18 protein-coding genes and 4 tRNA genes are annotated in these 19,048 nt (G+C 63.0%); 10 read left to right on the top strand and 12 right to left on the bottom strand.

The annotated features are described in order from the left end of the window. Window positions 1-132 precede the first annotated feature (132 nt). On the bottom strand, window positions 133-759 hold the full coding sequence (locus ACZ5AC_RS11895; protein ID WP_464247822.1) for a hypothetical protein: 627 nt from the start codon (window positions 757-759) through the stop codon (window positions 133-135). A gap of 76 nt (window positions 760-835) precedes the next feature. Between ACZ5AC_RS11895 and ACZ5AC_RS11900 the strand changes: the two genes are divergently transcribed. Continuing rightward, on the top strand, window positions 836-2,488 hold the full coding sequence (locus ACZ5AC_RS11900; RefSeq protein WP_464247823.1) for a YcaO-like family protein: 1,653 nt from the start codon (window positions 836-838) through the stop codon (window positions 2,486-2,488). Here the strand turns inward: ACZ5AC_RS11900 and ybeY are convergent. Together ybeY and ACZ5AC_RS11910 are read right to left on the bottom strand one after the other, a co-directional pair. Further along, window positions 2,463-2,906, bottom strand: coding sequence for an rRNA maturation RNase YbeY (gene ybeY / locus ACZ5AC_RS11905; protein ID WP_464247824.1), 444 nt, complete (start codon window positions 2,904-2,906; stop codon window positions 2,463-2,465). The two genes, ACZ5AC_RS11900 and ybeY, sit on opposite strands and share 26 nt — an antisense overlap. Further along, window positions 2,906-3,886 (bottom strand): PhoH family protein, encoded by a 981-nt coding sequence (locus ACZ5AC_RS11910; RefSeq protein ID WP_464247825.1) that lies wholly within the window; start codon window positions 3,884-3,886, stop codon window positions 2,906-2,908. Before ACZ5AC_RS11910 ends, ybeY begins: the two co-directional genes overlap by 1 nt. Window positions 3,887-4,111: 225 nt before the next feature. Here ACZ5AC_RS11910 and ACZ5AC_RS11915 point away from each other — a divergent pair, with 225 nt between their 5' ends. Next, window positions 4,112-4,411, top strand: a complete 300-nt coding sequence (locus tag ACZ5AC_RS11915) for a hypothetical protein (RefSeq protein WP_464247826.1) — start codon at window positions 4,112-4,114, stop codon at window positions 4,409-4,411. On the opposite strand, the gene moaA is transcribed toward ACZ5AC_RS11915, so the two are convergent. The 3 genes from moaA to dksA all read right to left on the bottom strand — a co-directional run bounded on the left by moaA (window position 4,408) and on the right by dksA (window position 7,400). Beyond that, window positions 4,408-5,400: a GTP 3',8-cyclase MoaA gene (moaA, locus tag ACZ5AC_RS11920; protein ID WP_464247827.1), complete on the bottom strand. Its 993-nt coding sequence runs from the start codon at window positions 5,398-5,400 to the stop codon at window positions 4,408-4,410. The genes ACZ5AC_RS11915 and moaA overlap by 4 nt on opposite strands. Before the next feature lie 60 nt (window positions 5,401-5,460). Continuing rightward, the gene (locus ACZ5AC_RS11925) at window positions 5,461-6,957 is read right to left on the bottom strand and encodes an NFACT RNA binding domain-containing protein (protein ID WP_464247828.1); all 1,497 of its coding nucleotides are present in this window, start codon (window positions 6,955-6,957) and stop codon (window positions 5,461-5,463) included. Between the two features lie 80 nt (window positions 6,958-7,037). Then, on the bottom strand, window positions 7,038-7,400 hold the full coding sequence (gene dksA / locus ACZ5AC_RS11930; RefSeq protein WP_028577928.1) for an RNA polymerase-binding protein DksA: 363 nt from the start codon (window positions 7,398-7,400) through the stop codon (window positions 7,038-7,040). Window positions 7,401-7,592: 192 nt separating this feature from the next. Between dksA and ACZ5AC_RS11935 the strand changes: the two genes are divergently transcribed. The 4 genes from ACZ5AC_RS11935 (at window position 7,593) to ACZ5AC_RS11950 (ending at window position 8,001) form a co-directional block, all read left to right on the top strand. Further along, window positions 7,593-7,667: transfer RNA gene (locus tag ACZ5AC_RS11935), tRNA-Gly, on the top strand. A 7-nt stretch (window positions 7,668-7,674) separates the two neighbouring features. Further along, a tRNA-Cys gene (locus tag ACZ5AC_RS11940) sits at window positions 7,675-7,749 on the top strand. Between the two features lie 3 nt (window positions 7,750-7,752). Beyond that, window positions 7,753-7,827 (top strand) — tRNA-Gly (locus tag ACZ5AC_RS11945). 99 nt (window positions 7,828-7,926) lie between these two features. Next, window positions 7,927-8,001 (top strand) — tRNA-Gly (locus ACZ5AC_RS11950). A gap of 57 nt (window positions 8,002-8,058) precedes the next feature. Here ACZ5AC_RS11950 and ACZ5AC_RS11955 read toward each other — a convergent pair. Next, window positions 8,059-9,561: a helicase HerA-like domain-containing protein gene (locus tag ACZ5AC_RS11955; protein WP_464247829.1), complete on the bottom strand. Its 1,503-nt coding sequence runs from the start codon at window positions 9,559-9,561 to the stop codon at window positions 8,059-8,061. Window positions 9,562-9,741: 180 nt separating this feature from the next. On the opposite strand from ACZ5AC_RS11955, the gene ACZ5AC_RS11960 reads away from it, so the two are divergent. From ACZ5AC_RS11960 to ACZ5AC_RS11970, 3 genes are read left to right on the top strand one after another with little or no spacing between them, the layout of a single operon-like run. Further along, on the top strand, window positions 9,742-11,469 hold the full coding sequence (locus tag ACZ5AC_RS11960; protein WP_464247830.1) for a YcaO-like family protein: 1,728 nt from the start codon (window positions 9,742-9,744) through the stop codon (window positions 11,467-11,469). A gap of 10 nt (window positions 11,470-11,479) precedes the next feature. Beyond that, window positions 11,480-11,842 carry a molybdenum cofactor biosynthesis protein MoaE gene (locus ACZ5AC_RS11965; protein ID WP_464247831.1) on the top strand — a complete coding sequence of 121 codons (363 nt, stop codon included), beginning with the start codon at window positions 11,480-11,482 and terminating at the stop codon, window positions 11,840-11,842. 15 nt (window positions 11,843-11,857) lie between these two features. Further along, the gene (locus tag ACZ5AC_RS11970; RefSeq protein ID WP_464247832.1) at window positions 11,858-13,480 is read left to right on the top strand and encodes an OpgD/OpgG family glucan biosynthesis protein; all 1,623 of its coding nucleotides are present in this window, start codon (window positions 11,858-11,860) and stop codon (window positions 13,478-13,480) included. A gap of 73 nt (window positions 13,481-13,553) precedes the next feature. Here ACZ5AC_RS11970 and ACZ5AC_RS11975 read toward each other — a convergent pair whose 3' ends face one another. The 3 genes from ACZ5AC_RS11975 to ACZ5AC_RS11985 form a co-directional block, all read right to left on the bottom strand. Beyond that, window positions 13,554-13,721 (bottom strand): hypothetical protein, encoded by a 168-nt coding sequence (locus tag ACZ5AC_RS11975; RefSeq protein WP_464247833.1) that lies wholly within the window; start codon window positions 13,719-13,721, stop codon window positions 13,554-13,556. Between the two features lie 355 nt (window positions 13,722-14,076). Then, on the bottom strand, window positions 14,077-14,268 hold the full coding sequence (locus tag ACZ5AC_RS11980) for a hypothetical protein (RefSeq protein WP_464247834.1): 192 nt from the start codon (window positions 14,266-14,268) through the stop codon (window positions 14,077-14,079). 118 nt (window positions 14,269-14,386) lie between these two features. After that, window positions 14,387-15,211 (bottom strand): DUF4123 domain-containing protein, encoded by an 825-nt coding sequence (locus ACZ5AC_RS11985; RefSeq protein WP_464250614.1) that lies wholly within the window; start codon window positions 15,209-15,211, stop codon window positions 14,387-14,389. Here ACZ5AC_RS11985 and ACZ5AC_RS11990 point away from each other — a divergent pair. Further along, a complete protein-coding gene (locus ACZ5AC_RS11990; protein ID WP_464250642.1) occupies window positions 15,107-15,469 on the top strand; it encodes a hypothetical protein in 363 nt (120 codons plus the stop codon). The two genes, ACZ5AC_RS11985 and ACZ5AC_RS11990, sit on opposite strands and share 105 nt — an antisense overlap. A gap of 370 nt (window positions 15,470-15,839) precedes the next feature. Here the strand turns inward: ACZ5AC_RS11990 and ACZ5AC_RS11995 are convergent, their stop codons facing one another. Then, entirely contained in the window at window positions 15,840-16,379 is a 540-nt protein-coding gene (locus tag ACZ5AC_RS11995) for a hypothetical protein (protein ID WP_464247835.1), read from the bottom strand. A gap of 123 nt (window positions 16,380-16,502) precedes the next feature. Next, the gene (gene tssI, locus ACZ5AC_RS12000; RefSeq protein ID WP_464247836.1) at window positions 16,503-19,037 is read right to left on the bottom strand and encodes a type VI secretion system tip protein TssI/VgrG; all 2,535 of its coding nucleotides are present in this window, start codon (window positions 19,035-19,037) and stop codon (window positions 16,503-16,505) included. Window positions 19,038-19,048: the final 11 nt, after the last annotated feature.

A 19,048-nucleotide genomic window follows, 5' to 3' on the forward strand; every position in this document is an offset into this window, starting at 1 on the left:
GCGTAAACGCAAAAAATTTTTTCCTACAAAGCTTGTTCATGGTTTGTAAAGGAAATTGCAACACCACGAAATAAAAATGAAAAAGCCGACGAATACACGTCGGCTCGCAGGTGGTCACAAGCTGTGGCGGCGTTACGGGCGCAGGTGGCGGGCGAAGCCGTCGGCCATGCTCAGGGACAGGGCGCGCATGACGGCGTAGGTCGGGTTCTCGGGCAGGCGCACCTGGCTGCGGACCACGACATAGTCCTTGACGGGCCCGGCCTCCATGGCCGCAGCCTGGGCCGCGGACCAGATCAGGGTCCCGTCGGGCACCCAGTACACCTCGGCCGTGACGCCGATGGATGTCCGGCCCGCGCCGCCTCCCTCGTAGAACTGCGAAACGTTGCCCGTGACCAGAATATTGGCGCCCTTGGCCCGGGCCGCGGACATGGCCGCGTCCAGCCCGGTCCAGGGCTTGGAGGAGTCGTACTCCATGGCCCCGAAGACCCGGCGCTCAAGCCACGCGCGCCTGAAGACGTCGGCCATCTCCCGGCCCACGTCCTTGCGAACGGCGATGTCCTGACGCAGGGCGAAAGGCACTATCAGCGCCCGGTAGCCCGTGTCGGGCATGGACGCGGGCGTCACCGCCTCGACCAGTTCGCCCATCAGGATCTCGGCGTCGTCCTGATAGTCAATCCCGTAAAGGTTCACATCGTAGCGGTCCGCGGACGCGCACCCCACCACGAGCAGGGCGCAGGCGCAGAGAATGAAATATTTCATGACAGCATCTCCTTGGCAGGCGATTTCAAGCAAGATAGGTACCAATGGCCCGATACACCACGCAAGGAGCTTCGACGTGACCCCGACCATGCGCTACCGGCTCGCCCATCAGGACAGTCTCCTGGGGGTGGCCTACTTCACCCCCGAACCCGCCGAACCCCTGACCCTGGAGCAGTGCCTGGACCACGTCCGCAGGCTGCCCGGCGACGAATTCATGCGCGCCCACGTCCGGCCGCTGCTGGCCGCCATGGCCCCGGCGGAACTGCGCGCCCTCCAGGGCGCCGCCGACGAGACGGTCCGCGCCCTGGTCCTCGAAACCGTGCTCCTGACCCCGGGCCTGCGGGACCTGTGGCCGGAGATGCTCCCCGCGCTGGAAGGGCTCAAGGACCGCACGCCCCAGCTCTTCCTGGCCAGCGCCGCCCTGCCCGACCACGACCTGCACGCGCGCGCAAGCCGTCTCCTGGCCGCGAACATCTTCGAACACGCCCCACTGCCCGCCGACCCGGCCGACGACGCCTTGGTCGCGGCGCCCGACAACCCGGCGGCGGACCCGGCCCGCATCCGGGCCACCCTGGAACTGCCCGCCCCCTGCCCCAGGCGGCCTGCCGAGGCCACCCGCGCCCTGGCCGAGGAACGGCTCTACGGCCTGGGCGTCCTGGACGGACCCGAGATGCGCCATCACGCCTCCCTGGCCCCATGGGGGCTGCTGCGCCGCTGGCGGCTGGACCGCGCCACGCGCTGCGGCGCCTTCGACCACCGCCTGCAGGGCCTCATGACCAGCTACGGACGCGGCCTGACCATGGACGACGCCCGAGTCTCCCTGGCCATGGAGATCGTCGAGCGCTACAGCTCCTTCGCCGACATCCGCGACATGCGCGTCTCGGGCAGCCAGGACGGCGGGGAAATCCAGGTCGCACCCTTCCGCGCCCTGGGCGGCGAGGCCCTGGACCCGAACGCCATGCGCCTGGAAGTCCCGTACGCGGACCAGCCCCTGCACTGGATCGCGGGCCGGGGCCGCCGCGGCGAGACCAGGCTCGTCCCGCTGCAGGCCGTGTACCTCTTCACCAACCTCGACGAAGTCCGCCTCTTCAGCGGCCTGGGCTCCACGGGTCTGGCCTCGGGCAACACGCCCGAGGAAGCCAAGGTCAGCGGCCTGCTGGAAGTCATCGAACGCGACGCCGAGGCCGTCAGGGTCTTCGATCCGGCGAGATGTTTCCGCGTGGAGAGCCGCGACGACGAAATGCGGGAGCTTCTGAAACGGTACCAGCAGCAGGGCGTCGACCCCGTCTTCCAGGACCTGACCACGGAACTGGGCGTGCCCTGCTACAAGTGCTTCGTGCACCTGGCCGAAGGCGGGCTGGTCAAGGCCACGGGCGCGTCCCTCTCGGGCCGCCGCGCCGCCCTCTCGGCCCTGACCGAGACGCCCTTCCCCTTTCCCGGCGGACCGGCGTCGGCCGAGGGCCCGCACAATCTTCCGGTGCGCCTGCTCGAAGACCTGCCGGACCACTCGACGGGCTCGGCCGCAGGCGATCTGGCCCTGCTCGAGGCCATCCTCGAAGACCGGGGGTATGAGCCCGTCTACATCAATCTGACGAAACGGGAACTGCGGCTGCCCGTGTACAGGGCCATCGTGCCGGGGCTTGAGATCGTCTCGGACTTCGATCGGTTCACGCGCGTCAGTCCCCGCCTGTGGCGGGATGTGCTCAGATCGAGGGGAAGATGCGGGTGATGGACGCTTCAGGGTCGGACCGGACCGCGGCCACGGCCAGGTCCGTCAGATCGTCCATCTCCGGGCCGTGGTCGTGGCCCATGAGGTGCAGCAGGCCGTGGGCCAGCAGGCGCACGGTGTATTCGTGGGGGTCCTGGTTGTAGAGGCGCGTCTCGCGGGCCAGGGTGTCCACGGACAGGACGAGGTCCCCGAGCCAGTCGCCCTCGCCGCCGGGGAAGCTCAGGATGTTGGTGGGCCCCAGGCAGCCCATGAAGGAACCGTTCACTTCAGCCATCTCCCGGTCATCCACCAGGCGCAGCGAGAGCTCCCACTCTTCCAGGCCGAAGCACCCGGCCAGGCCCTCGAAAATCTCCATGAGCTCCGGCCCCGAGAGGGGAAAGCGCGGGTCCGCGGGAACGCATTGCTCCAGGTGCAGCATCAGCCCTTGCCCTCCCGGGCCAGCGCGGCCTGCCGGTGCCGGTCGTAGGCGCGCACGATCCGCCCGACCAACGGATGGCGGATGACGTCGTCCTCGGTGAAATGGATCATGGCTACGCCCTGCACGCCTTCGAGGACCTCCACGGCCTGCACCAGGCCCGAGCCCATGTGTGCGGGTAGGTCGATCTGGGTGACGTCGCCCGTGACCACGGCCCGCGAGCCGTAACCCAGCCGCGTCAGGAACATCTTCATCTGTTCGGGGGAGGTGTTCTGTGCCTCGTCGAGGATGACGAAGGCGTTGTTCAGGGTCCGGCCGCGCATGAAGGCCAGGGGCGCGATCTCGATGGCCCCGGCCGCGATCATCTCCTGCACCCGGGCGTAGTCCAGCATGTCGTGCAGGGCGTCGTAGAGGGGCCGCAGGTAGGGGTTGACCTTCTCGACCAGGTCGCCGGGCAGGAAGCCGAGCTTCTCGCCGGCCTCCACGGCCGGGCGTGTCAGGACCAGGCGCTTGACCTTCTTCTGCAGGAAGAGGGACACGCCCACGGCCACGGCCAGGTAGGTCTTGCCCGTGCCGGCCGGGCCGATGCCCAGGGTCAGGTCCAGTTCGCGCATGGCGTGCAGGTACTCGCGCTGGGTCACGGTCTTGGGGCAGACGGTCTTGCGCGGGGAGACCGTGAACAGGGCCTCCTGGTAGTATTTCTTGAGCGGCGTGGACGGGTCGCGAAGCATGATGCGCAGGCTCTGCTCGATGTCGCGGTCGAAGAGCTGGTGCCCGCCACGGACCAGGTCGTAGATCTGGGCGAAGTAGCGGCAGACCAGCCGCACCATGTCATGGTCGTCGCCGGAAACCAAAAGCTCGCTGCCGCGGCTCTCCACGGTCACGCCCGTGATCCCGGCCACGGTGTCCAGATGGGCGTTGCCGGGCCCGAAGACCTCGCGGGCGAAGTCCGGGTTCTCGAAGGTTATGTCCTGTCTCTCCATGCATCCTCGTGGCGCGCCGTCAAAGCCGCCCCGGCGGGGCGACGGCTGCGCATTTGCAAAACCATGCGGAGTTCCGTAGAGGAATGCGTCCGCACCTAGATACCAAAAAGTGAAGCATCACAGGGCCGCGAGGCCACATATCATATGAAAGACGACAAACGAACCACTGGCAACCTGCCGGCCGTCAGGCCGGAAACGCAGCTTGCTTTCCAGGAAGCAAGAGGCATGGTGAGGAAAGCATTCGTGACGGCCATCAAGACCAATCTCGCATTTCTTGCCTGCTCCGGCCTCTACGCCTACCGCTCGGGGCAGCGCTTCTGGGAACAGAAGGGCAGTTCGTGGTGGGCCAGGACCCGCGCCTTCTCCAAGACCGCGTACCTGGCCCTGCAGGAGGACGCCTTCGGCTCGGACATCCACATCGAAACCCTCGACCTGGACAAGGTGCTGGAAGGCAGCCGCCCCACCCTGGCCATCCCGTCCACGCCCGAAGCCGTGGACGACCTGATCCACCCGAAAAAGCCCTAGCCGCCGATGGCCGTCATGGCCCGGTCGCAGACCTGGTTGGTCTGGCGCTCCTGCAGCAGCCGGTAGCCCAGGGGCTTCTCCTGGTTGGCCCTGGCGAAGAGGTCGAGCAGTTCCTGGGTGGAGTGCTGCGGGTTGCGCAGTATGGAGCGCACGTCGTATTCCTTGTCGGAAAAGAGGCACGTCCGCAGCTTGCCGTCCGAGGTGACCCGGAAGCGGTTGCAGCTCTCGCAGAAATGGTTGCTGACGGCCGAAATGACGCCGATGCGCCCGGGCCCGCCGGCGATCCGGTACATCTTGGCCGGGCCGCTGTTGCGGGAGGCCTCGCGCACCTCGTCCAGGGGCACGAGGCCCTCTACCGCCGCGACGATGTCCTTGGCCGGCCAGTAGTTCGCACGGCTCCAGCGAGACTGGTAGCCGATGGGCATGAACTCGATGAAGCGCACGTCCACGCCGAGATCCCGCGCAAAATCCACGAATTCCGGCAACTCGTCGTCGTTGATGCCCTTCAGGGCGACGACGTTGATCTTGACCCGCATCCCCGCAGCCAGACAGGCGTCGATGCCCGCTCTGACCAACCCGTACCCGTCAACGCCGGTGATTTCCTCGAACTTCGCGCGCTGCAGGGTGTCCAGGGAGATGTTCAGGCAGGCCACGCCGGCCTCGCGGAGTTCCTGCACGCGCCCTGACAGCATGGTGCCGTTGGTGGTGATGCGCAGGTCGAGGGACGGGTATTTGGCGTGCAGGCGGGCCAGGAAGGGGATGAAGCCCTTGCGGGCGAAAGGCTCCCCTCCCGTGAGCCGGACCTTCTCGACGCCGGCGATCTTTGCCACGTCCACGAGCTCGAACATCTCCTCGAAGGTCAGGATCTGTTCGTGGGGCAGGAACACCCATTCGTCCTGCGGCCTGCAGTACAGGCAGCTCAGGTTGCAGCGGTCGGTTATGCTCAGCCGCAGGTAGCTCACCTTGCGGCCGTGGGAATCGATTAGCATGGACACCTCGCAAAGATAGTGTGGCCGCAAGACCTAAGTCTTCCCGCGGCTCATGTAAAGTCAGCTCCCCATATCGAGGCGCAGCCGCACTTCGAGGTCAGGGTCGATGACCGGCCGGATCGTGCGCAGGACCTTGTCCACGCCGACCATGCCCAGGTTCGCCCCCTTGATGGTCCGCACGTCCCGGACCAGGCACAGCAGCACGTCGCCGCGGTCGGCCATCTTCAGGTGACTGGCCAGGGCGGCCAGGGCGGCGGCCTCCTGGATGGTCCGCTCGGGGACCTCCTGGGCCGGAAAATCGCGTCTGACCACGACATGGGCTCCGGGTCCGTCCTGGGCGTGCAGCCAGTAGTCGAAGGGGCTGGCCGCCTTGGTCAGGAGCTGGTGGTTGGCCTGGGCGCTGCGGCCGCGCAGGATGAGGAAGCCGTCGGAGGAGCGGTAGGTCCCGACCTTTATGCCCCTGTATTTGGCGGGCAAAGGGCTCGGCGCGACCGGCGACAACTGTTTATCGGGCGGCGCGGCCGGCCCGATGCGGCCGGCCCTCGCGTCGTCCAGTTCCCGGCGCAGGGCCTGGATTCTGGCGGCGACGATGCCCATGCCGCGCTCTCCCTTGGCCGCGCGGCCGAAAAATCTGGTCATGTTCTCACGCACGGTCACCCCGGGGTCCAACCGGAGCTCCACCTCCCGGCCGTCCCCGTCGCAGAGCCGGACCACCGCCAGACGGGCGTCCTTGTCCAGGCCGTGCAGATGGGCCTGCAGCGCGAGCCCCTTTTCACGCATGGCGACCATCTCCCCGAGGCGGGACCGGTCCGCCTCCACCCGCGCCAGGGCGCGCTCGATGCGCCGGATGTTGCGGGACCTGGCGTCGTCCTCCCCGCCGTGCGCCCTGGCCATGTCGGCCAGGGTCCGGCCGTGGGCCTGCTGCGCGGCCTCCAGGACGCTCACGCAGGCGCCGCCGCCTTCGAGGGGCCAGAGGCCAACCTGGCTGCGGCCGCGGTGGTCCAGCCCGAAATAAAACGTCCTGACGGCGCCGCTCTCGATGTCCCGCAGCAGGCTCCGCGCCTGGTCCTCGGGGAGGGAACGCAGCCGGTTGCGCAGGGGCGGCGTGAGATGCGGCAACTCGCGCCACAGGCCGTCCTCGCCGATGATCCGCTCAAGCTCCGGCCAGACGGGCGCGGCGCCGAATTCCGGCGGCAGGGAGTCGACCAGGGTGGGCGCCGCCGCGAGGTCGAGGATGAGCCAGCGCCCTTCGCCGGAGGAAAGCTCCAGGGCCAGACGCCGCCGGGACCAGTCCGAGACGATTCCGTGCACGCGCCGGTCCCGCAGGCGCTTGCGCAGCCACATGGCCCGGCCCGAAGGGGTCGGGGGATTTTCCGGTTTGTGCGGGGAAAGGAAGAGAAAGGGGGTGGGCTTGCCGGTGCACAGAACGAGATGCCCCGCCCGGCCCATGCTGAAGGTCCAGGTGTCGGGCAGGGGCGCGAAGACCTTCTCGATGCGCAGGCCCCGGATGCGCGCGGCCAGTTCCTCGGCCACGAAGCGGAAAACGCTGGCGTCCATGCGTGTCCTTCAAAAATAACAAAAAAAGCGCGTCCCGGAACGGTACGCGCCTTGATGAACTTGAAGACCGGGGTGCGGCCCTAGTCGCCGCGCAACCGCTCTTCCTCTTCCCGGCGACTCTTGCACTCGATGCACAGCGTGGTCATGGGGCGCGCCTTGAGGCGCGGAATCCCGATGTCCTCGCCGCAGTCCTCGCAGACGCCGAAGGAGCCGTCGTCGATGCGGTCCAGGGCCTCATTGATCTTCTTGATCAGCTTGCGGTCCCGGTCGCGCAGGCGCAGGGTGAAAGTGCGGTCTGACTCGGCAGAGGCCCTGTCGGCGGGATCGGAGTAGTACTCCACGTTGTCCGACATTTCCTCGATGGTCGCCTCGCCCTGACGCTGGATGTCGTCAATCATCTTGGTCAAATATTCTCTGAAGAACTCAAGGTCCTTGGCTTCCATGGTACGTCCTCCTGAACAGGCCGATTGTCTAAGGAGAGAGAGTTAGTATTCACTGACCACCAAAAAGTAAACCCCCGGGGGATGCGTACGCCTCTTTTGATAAGAATAATCCTTTGTCGGCCAGGTGAAAAGAAAAAATCAGATTTTGGTTGACAGCCGACACCGGCCTTTATAAACACGACTCCTCGTTGAGCGGGAGTAACTCAGTGGTAGAGTGCAACCTTGCCAAGGTTGAAGTCGCGGGTTCAAATCCCGTTTCCCGCTCCACAGATCAGGCGGCATAGCCAAGTGGTAAGGCAGAGGTCTGCAAAACCTCCATTCTCCAGTTCAAATCTGGATGCCGCCTCCAATCGCGGGAGTAACTCAGTGGTAGAGTGCAACCTTGCCAAGGTTGAAGTCGCGGGTTCAAATCCCGTTTCCCGCTCCAGAAGACAAAGGCCGGTCCGACCGGCCTTTTCTTTTTCCGGCCGGTCGGAAAAAATGCTTGCCTCCCGGCCGACGTCCGATTAGGGACGACTCTTCGAACGCGGGAGTAACTCAGTGGTAGAGTGCAACCTTGCCAAGGTTGAAGTCGCGGGTTCAAATCCCGTTTCCCGCTCCATGCGACTATGAAGGCCGGTTTCCCGGCCTTTTTCTTTTCCCGCCCAGAATGCCGCGGCTACTTGCGGCCCCCGAAGATGGAGCCGAGCACACCGCGCAGGATCTGCCGCCCAAGCTGCGTCCCTATGGTTCGCGCCGCGCTCTTGACCATGGCCTCCCCCAGTCCCTGGCGGCGGGAAGTCCCCGTCAGCCAGTCGAAGGCCCCGCCACGGGCCGCCTCCTCCTTCTCGCGCGCCGCCGACTCGGTCCGGTCGCGGGCCTGATCCGCCATGGTCCTGGCTCTGGCCTGCAGGAGTTCGAAGGCCGACTCGCGGTCGACCATGGCTTCGTAGCGGCCCTTGAGGGGCGAACGGCCGAGAATCTGGGCGCGCTCGGGCTCCGTCAGCGGCCCGATCCGGGACTGCGGCGGCCGCACCAGCACCCGCTCGACCACGCCGGGGCGCCCCTTGGCGTCGAGGACGGACACAAGTGCTTCTCCTGTCCCCAGTTCCGTGATGGCCGCGGCCGTGTCGAAGGCCGGGTTGGCCCGGAAGCTCTCGGCCACGCTGCGCACGGTCTTCTGCTCCTTGGGGGTGTAGGCCCGCAGGGCGTGCTGGATCTTGAGCCCGAGCTGGCCCAGGACCTCGTCCGGGATGTCGGCCGGCGACTGGGTGACGAAGTAGACGCCCACGCCCTTGGAGCGGATCAGGCGCACGACCTGCTCGATCTTGTCGACCAGGGCCTTGGGGGCATTGTCGAAGAGCAGGTGCGCCTCGTCGAAGAAGAAGACGAGGCTCGGGCGCTCGGGGTTGCCGACCTCGGGCAGCTGCTCGAAGAGCTCCGACAGGAGCCACAGCAGAAAGGTCGCGTAGATCTTGGGAGAGCGGGCCATGAGGCCGGCCGCGTCCAGGAGTGAGATCACCCCGCGCCCGGAAAAATCCGTGTGCATGAGGTCCGCCAGGGCCAGGGCCGGCTCGCCGAAGAACACGTCCCCGCCCTGCTCCTCCAGCACCAGGAACTGCCGCTGGATGGCCCCGACACTGGCCGGGCTGATGTTGCCGAAGGTCCCGCGAAGTTCGGAGGCGTTCTCGGCCATGAAGGCCAGCATGGCCCGCAGGTCCTTGAGGTCCAGGAGCAGCAGACCCTGCTCGTCGGCGATGCGGAAGCAGGCGTACATGATGCCCGTCTGGGTCTCGTTGAGCTCCATGAGCGTCGAGAGCAGCAGGGGACCCATCTCCGAGACGCTGGTCCGCAGGGGATGCCCCGAAACACCGAAGACGTCCCAGAAGACCGTCGGGTTGCCCTCGAAGGCGAACCCCTCGGCCGGCATGAGCGCGAGGCGTTCATCGATCTTCGGGTGGGGATTGCCGGGCGCGGCGATGCCGGACAGGTCGCCCTTGATGTCCGCGGCGAAGACTGGGACGCCCATGCGCGAGAAGCTCTCGGCCAGGACTTGCAGGGTAATGGTCTTGCCGGTGCCCGTGGCCCCCGTCACCAGCCCGTGCCGGTTGCCCATGGCAGCCAGCTGGTACACGCCGGCCCCGTCCGCCCCGCCGAGAAGAAAGCGTTGTCCGTCGATCATGTGACGCTCCTTGTGGATCGGATTGAGACTAATTTTTGATTTCTAGCACACCGCGGCCCGAATACAAAGCCCATTGACTTGTGCGCGAACCCCCGCCACAACGGCGTTCTGCGGATTCCCCGACCGGCTCTCCGGCCGCCCGGAACCGCGCCAACCCAAACCGTTTCAATTCGGACCATTATGATCAAAATAAACCCTTGCCCCAAGGGCTACGTCACGGACCTGGACAAGACCTGCACACCCGAGGAAACCGTCGCCAGGGCCCGCGAGGCCCTGTCCCGCTCCGGCAAGCGCATCCTGGCCCAGACCCGGCGCATCGATACCGGCCGGCTGGGCATCCCCGTCTTCATGTCCATCTGTGGCGAGGACGCGCGCGAGGTCATGCCCACCCGCAAGCAGATGGGCAAAGGCGCCTCCCCGGCCCAGGCCGAGGCCTCGGCGCTGATGGAGCTGGCCGAGCGCTTCAGTTACTTCTCCTTCTGGAACAACCCCGGCAACTTCCGGCCCATGACCTGGTCCCAGGCCCGCCAGGCCTTCGGCGACAGCCTGCTGCCCATCTCCTTCCTGATCCAGTCCGTGGCCGATAAGGCCCGTGAAGAGGACGCGGCCCGCATCCTGGACCTCCTGCCATGGAGCTTCACGCCGGTCACGGACATCGGCACGGGGCGCGAATACATGGCCCCTCTGGACTGGTTCAAAAAGCTCAACGAATTCAACGGCTCCTCGGCTGGCAACACCCTGGAGGAGTCCATGCTCCAGGGCGGCTGCGAACTGGTAGAACGCCACGTCTGCGCCGTGGTCGACCGTACGCGGCAGGAGACGCCAAGCATCGACCCGGCCTCCTTCACGGACCCGGTGCTGGTCGAACTCTACTACAAGTTCATCCGCAACGGCCTCAAGGTCTGGCTCAAGGATTTCAGCCTCGGCCTGCCCGTGCCCACGGTGGCGGCCCTGGTCATGGACCCGGGCACCTTCCCGCACACGAGCGAGATCGTTTTCACCGCCGGCACGGCCTCCTCGCCCCAGAAGGCGGCCATCCGCGCCCTGACCGAGATCGCCCAGCTCGGCGGCGACTTCGAGAGCTGCAGCAACTACGAAGCCTCGGGCCTGCCCAAGTTCACCCACCCCGACCAGTTCGGCTGGCTGACGTCGGGCCCCACGGTCTCCATCCACAGTCTGCCCTCGAACCAGGACGCGGACATCGCCACGGAGCTCGTGAACTTCTGCGCGCGGCTCAATGAGCAGGGCTTCACCTTCTTCTCCGTCGACACCACGCAGCCGGGCCTTGGCATCCCGGCCAACTACAACTTCATCCCGGGCTTCCTGTTCCGGGAGCGCACGCCCATGGCCTCCCTGGGCCTCTTCGTCGGCCGCATCCTGGCCGAGGACATGGACCCGGACCAGGCCGAAGCGGGCCTGTCCGTACTGGAAGAAGTCTATCCCGACGCCCACTACCTGCCCTTCTTCCGGGGCCTGGTGGACCTGCGCCGGGGCGAGATCGACCGGGCAGCCAGTTGGTTCGCCGAGGCCGAGCCGCAGCAGCCCGAACGCGACGACCGCGGCCTGGCCGCCTTCTACCAGGCCTACGCCCTGTCCCAGCAAGGCCTGTGGGCCGAGACCATCCCGCACCTGGACCGGGCCGTGGATCACTGCCCCGAGGTCAAGGAGTACTTCAACCTGCGCGGGGTGGCGTATTTCAAGCAACAGCACTACGCGGGCGCCGCGGCCAATTTCGAACTGGCCCTGAGTCTGGACAGCGGCTCGGCCATGGATCTTGCAAATCTGGGCCTGTGCCATAAATTCATGAACAACGCGGACAAGGCGCGGGAACTGCTGGGCGAGGCCCTGCGGCTCGACCCGGGCCTGGACTTCGCACGCACCCACCTGAACGAACTGGAAGCCCGATAAGGAGGACTCCATGGACATCAGCAAAAAGATAGCGGAACTCAAGACGGAACCGGGTTTCCGGGAGAACGTGGGCATGGTTCTGGTCCACAACGGCGTGGTCCGGGCCTGGTCACGCAAGGACAAGAGCAAGGTCGGCCGCGTGAAGATCGAGGTCGATCAGACCAAGGTCGAGACAATCCGCAAGGAGATCGAGGCCCGCCCGGGCATCTTCCGCGCGGTGGCCGAAGCCAGAAGCGGCGAGTACGTGCCGGGCGACGACCTGCTCTTCCTCATCGTGGCCGGCGACATCCGCGAAAACGTCAAGCCCGCCCTCGCCGACCTCCTGGACCGCATCAAGTCCGAGGCCGTGACCAAACAGGAACTTTCGGAATAACCGGAGAAACGAACCATGAAGCGTCATCCCCTTGCCATACTGCTCTGCACGATCCTCCTTGGCGCATCCCTTGTCCTGTCCACGGCAGCTCTGGCCGCCACGGACCTGCCGACTCCGACCGGCGGCACCAACTTCGACTACGCCTGGCTCAAGGGCCGCGCCCGCCATCTGGCGCAGCAGCCCTACGTGGACCACGCCGGCGAGATCCCGGAATCCCTCAAGAACCTGAGCTGGGACGCCTACATGCAGCTGGCCTTCGACTCGGAGCACGCCCTGTGGAAGAGCGACGCGTCCCTGTTCCGGGCCGAACTGTTCCACCTGGGCCTCTTCTTCAAGACGCCCATCACCATCTATGAACTTCAGGACGGGAAGGTCAAAGAGCTCGACTACACCCCCGACCTCTTCACCTACGGCAAGTCCGGCGTCAAAGGAAAGGACCTGCCCAAGAACCTCGGCTTCGCCGGCTTTCGCCTGCGCTACCACACGGACTGGACCCGCGACCTCGTGGCTTTCCTGGGCGCGAGCTACTTCCGCGCCGTGGGCGGCGAGATGCAGTACGGCATGTCGGCCCGCGGCCTGGCCGTGGACACGGCCCTGCCGCGCGACGAGGAGTTCCCGACCTTCACCCATTTCTGGCTGGAAAAGCCCCGTCCCGGCAGCGACACGGCCACGGTCTACGCCCTGCTCGACTCGCCCAGCGTGACCGGCGCGTACCGTTTCGACATCCGCCCCGGCCAGATGCTGACCATGCGCGTCGATGCGGCCGTCTACCCGCGCAAGGCCATCGAGCGCCTGGGCATCGCCCCCCTGACCAGCATGTTCATGGTCGGCGAGAACGACCGCCGCATGAACCACGACTGGCGCCCCGAGTTGCACGACTCCGACGGCCTGGCCATGCACAACGGCAATGGCGAGTGGCTCTGGCGGCCCCTGAACAACCCGCCCTTCCTGCGCTTCAACGCCTACATGGACAACAACCCGCGCGGCTTCGGCCTGGTCCAGCGCGACCAGAACTTCGACCATTACCAGGACGACGGCGTGTTCTACGACAAGCGCCCGAGCGTCTGGATCGAGCCAATCGGCCAGTGGGGCACCGGCTTCGTGCAACTGGTGGAGATCGCCAACCTCGACGAGACCTTCGACAACATCGTGGCCTTCTGGAACCCGGCCGAGCCCGTCCAGGCCGGCCAGGAACTGCTCTACAGCTACAACATGTACTGGGGCACCAATCCCCCGTCCCAGACCAAACTGGGCAAGGTCGTGGACACCTTCACGGGCCTGGGCGGCGTGGTCGGCGTCATCCGCAAGTACTACAGCCAGCGCTTCGCAGTGGACTTCTCCGGCGGCGACCTGGCCATGATCGGCAAGGACACCAAGATCAAGCCGGTCCTGGAGACCTCGGCCGGCCGCATCGAGATCACCTCGGTCCGTCCCCAGCACGCCATTAACGGCTTCCGCTGCATGTTCGACGTCGTGCCGCCGGACGACACCCAGAACCCCATCAACCTGCGCCTCTACCTTGAGGCCGACGGACGCCCCCTGACCGAAACCTGGATCTACCAGTGGACGCCGCCTGCCGCGGGCGACCGCCATCTCTACAACCCGGGCCACCTGGAAAAACAGCCGGGCGCCAACTAGACGCAAAAAGGGCAGGTCCTCGGGCCTGCCCTTTCCTTTTCCCCAATCACAACGGGTGGTTGCACTTCGGAGTTCACGACCTCCGTCCGTAGTATTCCCGCACCGTGCTGAAATTCTTCATGATCGCGTCCCACATGCGCAGGGCGTCTTCCTTGGCGCTTTCGGGGCAGGTCAGCTTGATCTCCATCATCGGCTTTTCCGGGTCGTTTCCCGCACCATGGTAATTCCAGGAAGCGATCAAGCGAGGCTCCTCATCATTATTGCAGAATACGCAGTTGCAAGCCGTTCATTGTGGCCCAAGGTATTATGGTGATAACGCTTTTCGGCGGTTCGCCGGGACTGCTGACGGGATAGGTGTCAAAGGCAAGATTTATCCGGGTCCCAAACTGGCTCATTGTCCAGATTGCTCAACCGCGACGCCATGACCCCCGGCACCACGACGATGGCCACGGGTCCCCCTTTTGACTCGGAAGACATGGGTCCGGTTCAGCTCGCAGTTGGAGGCCACACGGGGTGAAACATCTCCTGCGGCGTCTTTTCGTGGATTCTGGGGCCGACGTAGTCATCCGTGGCGTGTTTGAGCCTGACCATTTTTTTCATGGCAACACCTTCAGGTGCGGGGATTCCGCGCGCAGGTTAACGTGGGCTTCCATGTCCTGACAGAGGAAATAGTCGATGGACACGTCGTTGGCCGGGGAGCCCTGCGCGTCGAGCCTGACGACATTGCGCACCAGGGTCAGGGAGGATGCCTTTTCCTGGGAGCCGGAAACCGGAAAGCATGTGAACATGTCCAAGCCGTTGGCGGGTCTGAACGAATGCGCCGATTCGCCCACCCGTACTTCCTCTCCATATGATTCCAGGACAAATGCGATCCAGTACTCTTTCGGACAGTCCAGACAAACGTGTTCAGCCACGATGACCTTCTTGGGTGCAGATGGTGCGCATGGCGGAAACGGCCGCGTCCTCATTGACATTTCCGACAGCGAAGATCCTGAGCGCGGGAAAGACCTCGGTGTCGGGAAAGGATTCCCCGTGCAGCAGGCAGCAGCGGACAAACAGTTCTAGGGCTCCCTGGGTGGACAGCCCCAGGGCGAGTCCCCTGCGCACATGGCGGACGACGAAGGCCGGGAACGGTTCATTTTCGGGAGGCATGGGCGGAAGCGCATCAAGAGTCGATCCACATAGGGAAAAGACAACATTGCGGGCCATCACCAGAGCGCGCCCTTCGCTGAAAATTTCGGCGTGGCGCGTGCTGAAGTGGTACCATGGACAGGAATGGACGATACCGCTCGTTTCGGCGGGCTCGGCGGGCCGGTCGGGCCGGTCGATGCGCACCCAGCCCTCCTCCACCGTGCGGGTCAGGACGAGCCGCAACGGGCCCAGAAGCAGCTGCGTCTCTTCGGGCATGGCGGCGCAGATGCGCGCCAGAATTCTTCCGTCCCAGACGCGGAAGATGAGGTTTTCTCCTTCCGTCCTGACCATAAGCAGGCTTCGCAGGTGGGCCAGGATGTCTTCGGATGTCGCATCCGAGGCTACAACCATGCCCCATCCTTTGGGGTCGTGTTCTTCGAGCCAGTCGAGGACTGGAGAGTCAGGCGTCACGGGCGCGAAGCGGGGGGAGAGCTCGTGCATGTGCTCCAGGCAGGAATCGAAGAAGAGCAGCGTTTTTTGCCTGTCGGGCTCCAGGGCGTAGAGTTGCGCAAGCGCGTCAGGGTGACAGCCTGGGTCCAGGACAAGCCAGGCGCTCCAGCCTTTGCTCAGAACTTCTTCAAGGACGTCTTTGGGATCGCAAATTTTTCGCCCTGCAATCGTATTGACTGCTTCATGCATGATATTTCTCTTTATACACGGTCAATTTTGCAAAATTTGATCAAATATTTACCAAATATTAACAATTATTACGTGGTGAAAAAGAGGAATGTGCCCTTGAGAAAGAGGCTAATGATGGCTGTAGTTTTCATTATTTTGACAGAATTTCACTATGAATGACAACCAATGATTTCAGTCATCTACTCCCATGGCTTTGAAGGCATGCCTCTTTGAATCCATTCATGATATTCAACAAGTATGTTACAATTATTCATAAAGTGAATTACAGAGATCGATATGATACATATTAACAACATAAATATAGAATTTCTGCGAGTGCTTACTATGAATAAATTTGCAGAGTAAAAAATAGCGATGAATATAAATATATATATAAACTTTATAGGATTGATCCCAATATGATTAGATTCAAAAATTATTTTGTAAAAAAATATCGCAGTGAGTATAATATATATAAATATAAAAATGTAAAATAATGCAAAATAAAATTTTAAATATAATCGCATTAATTCCTCCTTGTATGAATTTTTCATGGAGAAAACATCTTTTCTGGAATTGGTATTCCTGTTGACTCATCTCCGTTTCCAATGTTTTTTCCTCTTTTGTAAGCCCTGAGGTATAACGGGTCGTCTCCAAAAGAGTCATGACGATCAAAAGAGTCGTATTTTTCAGAGAAGTATGCGCACCCCGTTGTTCCGTATGTAAAAATTTTTTGCATCGAAGAAAATGCTTGTGCAGGAGACCAACCTTCCCTTTCTACTCCTGTATTACAACCATGTATCCATAAAGAATCATTTGCTTTCCATGGTAAAATTTCAAGCGAATTTATCTCAGATAATTGCAGATTTATTTCACCGGCAAGAGGATCATTTGCAAACGGATCGTCAGGATCTGCACGAAACTCCAGACCCTGATTACGGCCTGATCCTAAACTCGCATGAGTAAATATCCTTCCTTCTACAATATTAAAATTGTTATTGATTGATGTTTTGTATATAGCAATCCACGTTTTCTTAAATTGCGGCCCTAACTTGACACTAACACTCATATAAAGAGTATCGCCTTGCATCACTTCATGTTATCTTAATCTTTTTATCCATGTTTCTGCATCTTTTTTGAATGCGTTGTCGTCCACATCAAAGCATATTGAAAAGAAAATATTTCGTGATTTACTGTTTGTATATTGATTGTTTTAAGTATAGCATGTCGTTGCGTCATCAGTTTTACTTGATTGTGGCATGGTTGCCCCAGCGTCATATCCAGCACCCCGTTCCAAGGGGCATAACTTGACGACCGCCTCATCGAGTTCACGGGCTTTGTTGAAAATCACTTTTTGACAATACGGCACCTGCCCTTCCTCCGGCACGATCCCGTCCAAGGGCAACAGCGGTTTCGCCCCCGTGCCCGAGCCCGGGCTGCCGCCGGAGTTGATCCGGATCTTGGCCCCGACAATGGTCACCCCCGACGGGTCGAGCTTGATGAAGCTGCCGCCGACCTTGACGGTCAACTCCGTACCGGCCTCGATGACGGTCTTCATCCCGGCCTTGATGTGGGCCTCGTCCCCGGCCCGGAGCAGCCATTTCTCTCCGATCCGGGTATGGCGGGTTCCCTTGACCGTCAGATGGTCGTCGGCCAGGAGTTCGACCTTGCGGTCCTTCTCCACGGCCTGCTGATCCTCGCCCTTCACCAACGAATAGGAGAAGTGGTCCACGGTGCGGTGCTGGTCGCGCAGGATGTGCTCTTTCCAGTCGTTCTTGACGTGTACGTTCACGTCCTTCTCGGCGTGGACGTAAATCTCCTCCTGGCCCTTCCTGTCCTCGACCCGTAGTTCGTTGAAGCCGCCCCCGCCCGGCGAGGACAGGGACTTGAAGACCGTGCGCGTCTTGTGCTCGGGCAGGACGTACGGGACCGGGTTGGCGGAGTTGTAGACCCGGCCCGTGACGATGGGCCTATCCGGGTCGCCCTCCAGGAAGGAGACGACGACCTCGTGACCAATCCGGGGGATGGCCATGGTCCCGTACTGGCCGCCGGCCCAGCCCTGGGACACGCGGATCCAGCAGGTCGTGTTCTCGTCGTATCCGCCCAGCCTGTCCCAGTGGAACTGCGCCTTCACCCGGCCGTACCGGTCCGGGAAGATCTCCTCGCCTTCGGGGCCGGTCACGATGGCCGTCTGATCCCCGAGGACGCGGTTCTTGGGATGCTCCGACGCGGGCACGAAACGCGTCGAGTCGGGGATGGCCAGCAGCCTGGCCCCGTAGCTCATGCCCCGGTCCGGGGCCTCGTGCTCCAGCACCTGGGGCTGCTCGCCCCGGTGCTCGACCCGGACGACCCACCAGCGGGCGTTGAGTTCCTGACGCTGGTGGCCGAACATCTCGAACACGAAACCGGGGTTCATCCTGGACACGTCGGTTTCGGCCTCGATCCACAGGCCCAGGCTCAACTGGCGCAGCAACTCGAGGTGGGCGTAGCGCTTGCCCTCCCGCTGCAACTGGTAGAGGTGCGGGTAGCGGTAGCGTTCGAGGGTCATCCCGGCCGGGACAGGGGCCTTGACGTGGCTCGTTTCCCGCTCGCCGACCTCCAGGTTCAGCCGCGTCTTCTCGAAATTCCAGTCGCGGTAGGTGGACGAGTCGCTGCGGATGGCCTGGCCGAGCAGGACGCGCCTTATGGTTGCCGTGTCCACGACGGTCCCCGCGCCGGGATGGAAACGCAGCCGGCTCTCGCCCCCGATTCGGGGGCCGCCCTCGCGGTCCGAAAAGCACAGCACATGCCGGTCCGGGCCGTGCTCGAAGTAGAAATAGACGCCCTCCTCCTCGCACAGACGGGAGATGAAGTGCAGGCTCGTCTCGCCGTACTGCACGCAGTACTCGCGGGCGGCGTAGTCGTGGAAGCACTTGAAGGCGTAGCTGTCGCCCGTGAAGTTCTGTTCCTTCAAAACCTGCTCGATGATCTGGAGCACGTTCATGTTCTGATAGATGCGGTGGTCAGTGGTCAGGCCCAGGAACCACAGACGGGGGACCAGCAGGCAGCGGTAGTGGGTTCGGAGATTGGCGGTATGCAACTGCTTGAAGTGTCGGACGATGCCGTGGACGTGGCGGGCGCCGCCGCTCCGGTCCGCGATGGAGAGGCAGGCGGGCCGGCCGAGGAGGCCGGAGAAATCCAGGGATGACGACTCGTGGGTCAGTTCGATCTCGAACTCGTAGGGCCGATGCACCTCCTCGGTGCCGGAGAAGGCGAAGACACCGAAATCGGGCCCGCCCTCGACCTCGAAAGTGAACCAGGGACTGTTGGCGCTGTTATCCCACCATTGCTGTGGGTTGATGATTTCCCCGTCAGCATTTTTCATCTGGTAATGGACATGCTGCGAGTAGTGATCACTGCCTTTTGGTCCCCTTCCCCCCATAGTTCCCAGCGGAGTTCCGACACGTATCTGTTGGCCGTTCCGAACGCGTTGGGTGTTAGTATGAAGACACTGGTGCAGGTTGCCTTTGTCGTCGCGAATTCCGATTGTGCCGTATTGCCCACCAACCGGAGGCATTTCCACTGTTCCGGACACGGGCGAGTGCAGAGCAGGGTGGTTCAGGTTGATCCCTGTCTGGCCTCCTTCGTAATTGAAATCCACTCCACCGTGAGGCCCGGATGGGCGTTCTTCCCCGAAGGGCGCCGTTGTGTGGGCCGAATTCCCGGCCTGTTCAGGAAGAATGGTGTCGATAGCTTTTTTGAAAGGCATATCACTCCCTC

The sequence above is a fragment of the Desulfomicrobium aestuarii genome (genome assembly GCF_055385525.1).

What these genes read in the sequence shown, in the direction of transcription:
- ACZ5AC_RS11895 (WP_464247822.1), bottom strand. Translation starts at nt 759, where the DNA reads ATGAAATATTTCATTCTCTGCGCCTGCGCCCTGCTCGTGGTGGGGTGC.
- moaA (WP_464247827.1), bottom strand. Translation starts at nt 5,400, where the DNA reads ATGCTAATCGATTCCCACGGCCGCAAGGTGAGCTACCTGCGGCTGAGC.
- ACZ5AC_RS11955 (WP_464247829.1), bottom strand. Translation starts at nt 9,561, where the DNA reads ATGATCGACGGACAACGCTTTCTTCTCGGCGGGGCGGACGGGGCCGGC.
- ACZ5AC_RS11960 (WP_464247830.1), top strand. Translation starts at nt 9,742, where the DNA reads ATGATCAAAATAAACCCTTGCCCCAAGGGCTACGTCACGGACCTGGAC.
- ACZ5AC_RS11980 (WP_464247834.1), bottom strand. Translation starts at nt 14,268, where the DNA reads ATGTTCACATGCTTTCCGGTTTCCGGCTCCCAGGAAAAGGCATCCTCC.
- ACZ5AC_RS11995 (WP_464247835.1), bottom strand. Translation starts at nt 16,379, where the DNA reads ATGCAAGGCGATACTCTTTATATGAGTGTTAGTGTCAAGTTAGGGCCG.
- tssI (WP_464247836.1), bottom strand. Translation starts at nt 19,037, where the DNA reads ATGCCTTTCAAAAAAGCTATCGACACCATTCTTCCTGAACAGGCCGGG.
- ACZ5AC_RS11915 (WP_464247826.1), top strand. Translation starts at nt 4,112, where the DNA reads ATGGTGAGGAAAGCATTCGTGACGGCCATCAAGACCAATCTCGCATTT.
- dksA (WP_028577928.1), bottom strand. Translation starts at nt 7,400, where the DNA reads ATGGAAGCCAAGGACCTTGAGTTCTTCAGAGAATATTTGACCAAGATG.
- ACZ5AC_RS11910 (WP_464247825.1), bottom strand. Translation starts at nt 3,886, where the DNA reads ATGGAGAGACAGGACATAACCTTCGAGAACCCGGACTTCGCCCGCGAG.
- ACZ5AC_RS11970 (WP_464247832.1), top strand. Translation starts at nt 11,858, where the DNA reads ATGAAGCGTCATCCCCTTGCCATACTGCTCTGCACGATCCTCCTTGGC.
- ybeY (WP_464247824.1), bottom strand. Translation starts at nt 2,906, where the DNA reads ATGCTGCACCTGGAGCAATGCGTTCCCGCGGACCCGCGCTTTCCCCTC.
- ACZ5AC_RS11925 (WP_464247828.1), bottom strand. Translation starts at nt 6,957, where the DNA reads ATGGACGCCAGCGTTTTCCGCTTCGTGGCCGAGGAACTGGCCGCGCGC.
- ACZ5AC_RS11965 (WP_464247831.1), top strand. Translation starts at nt 11,480, where the DNA reads ATGGACATCAGCAAAAAGATAGCGGAACTCAAGACGGAACCGGGTTTC.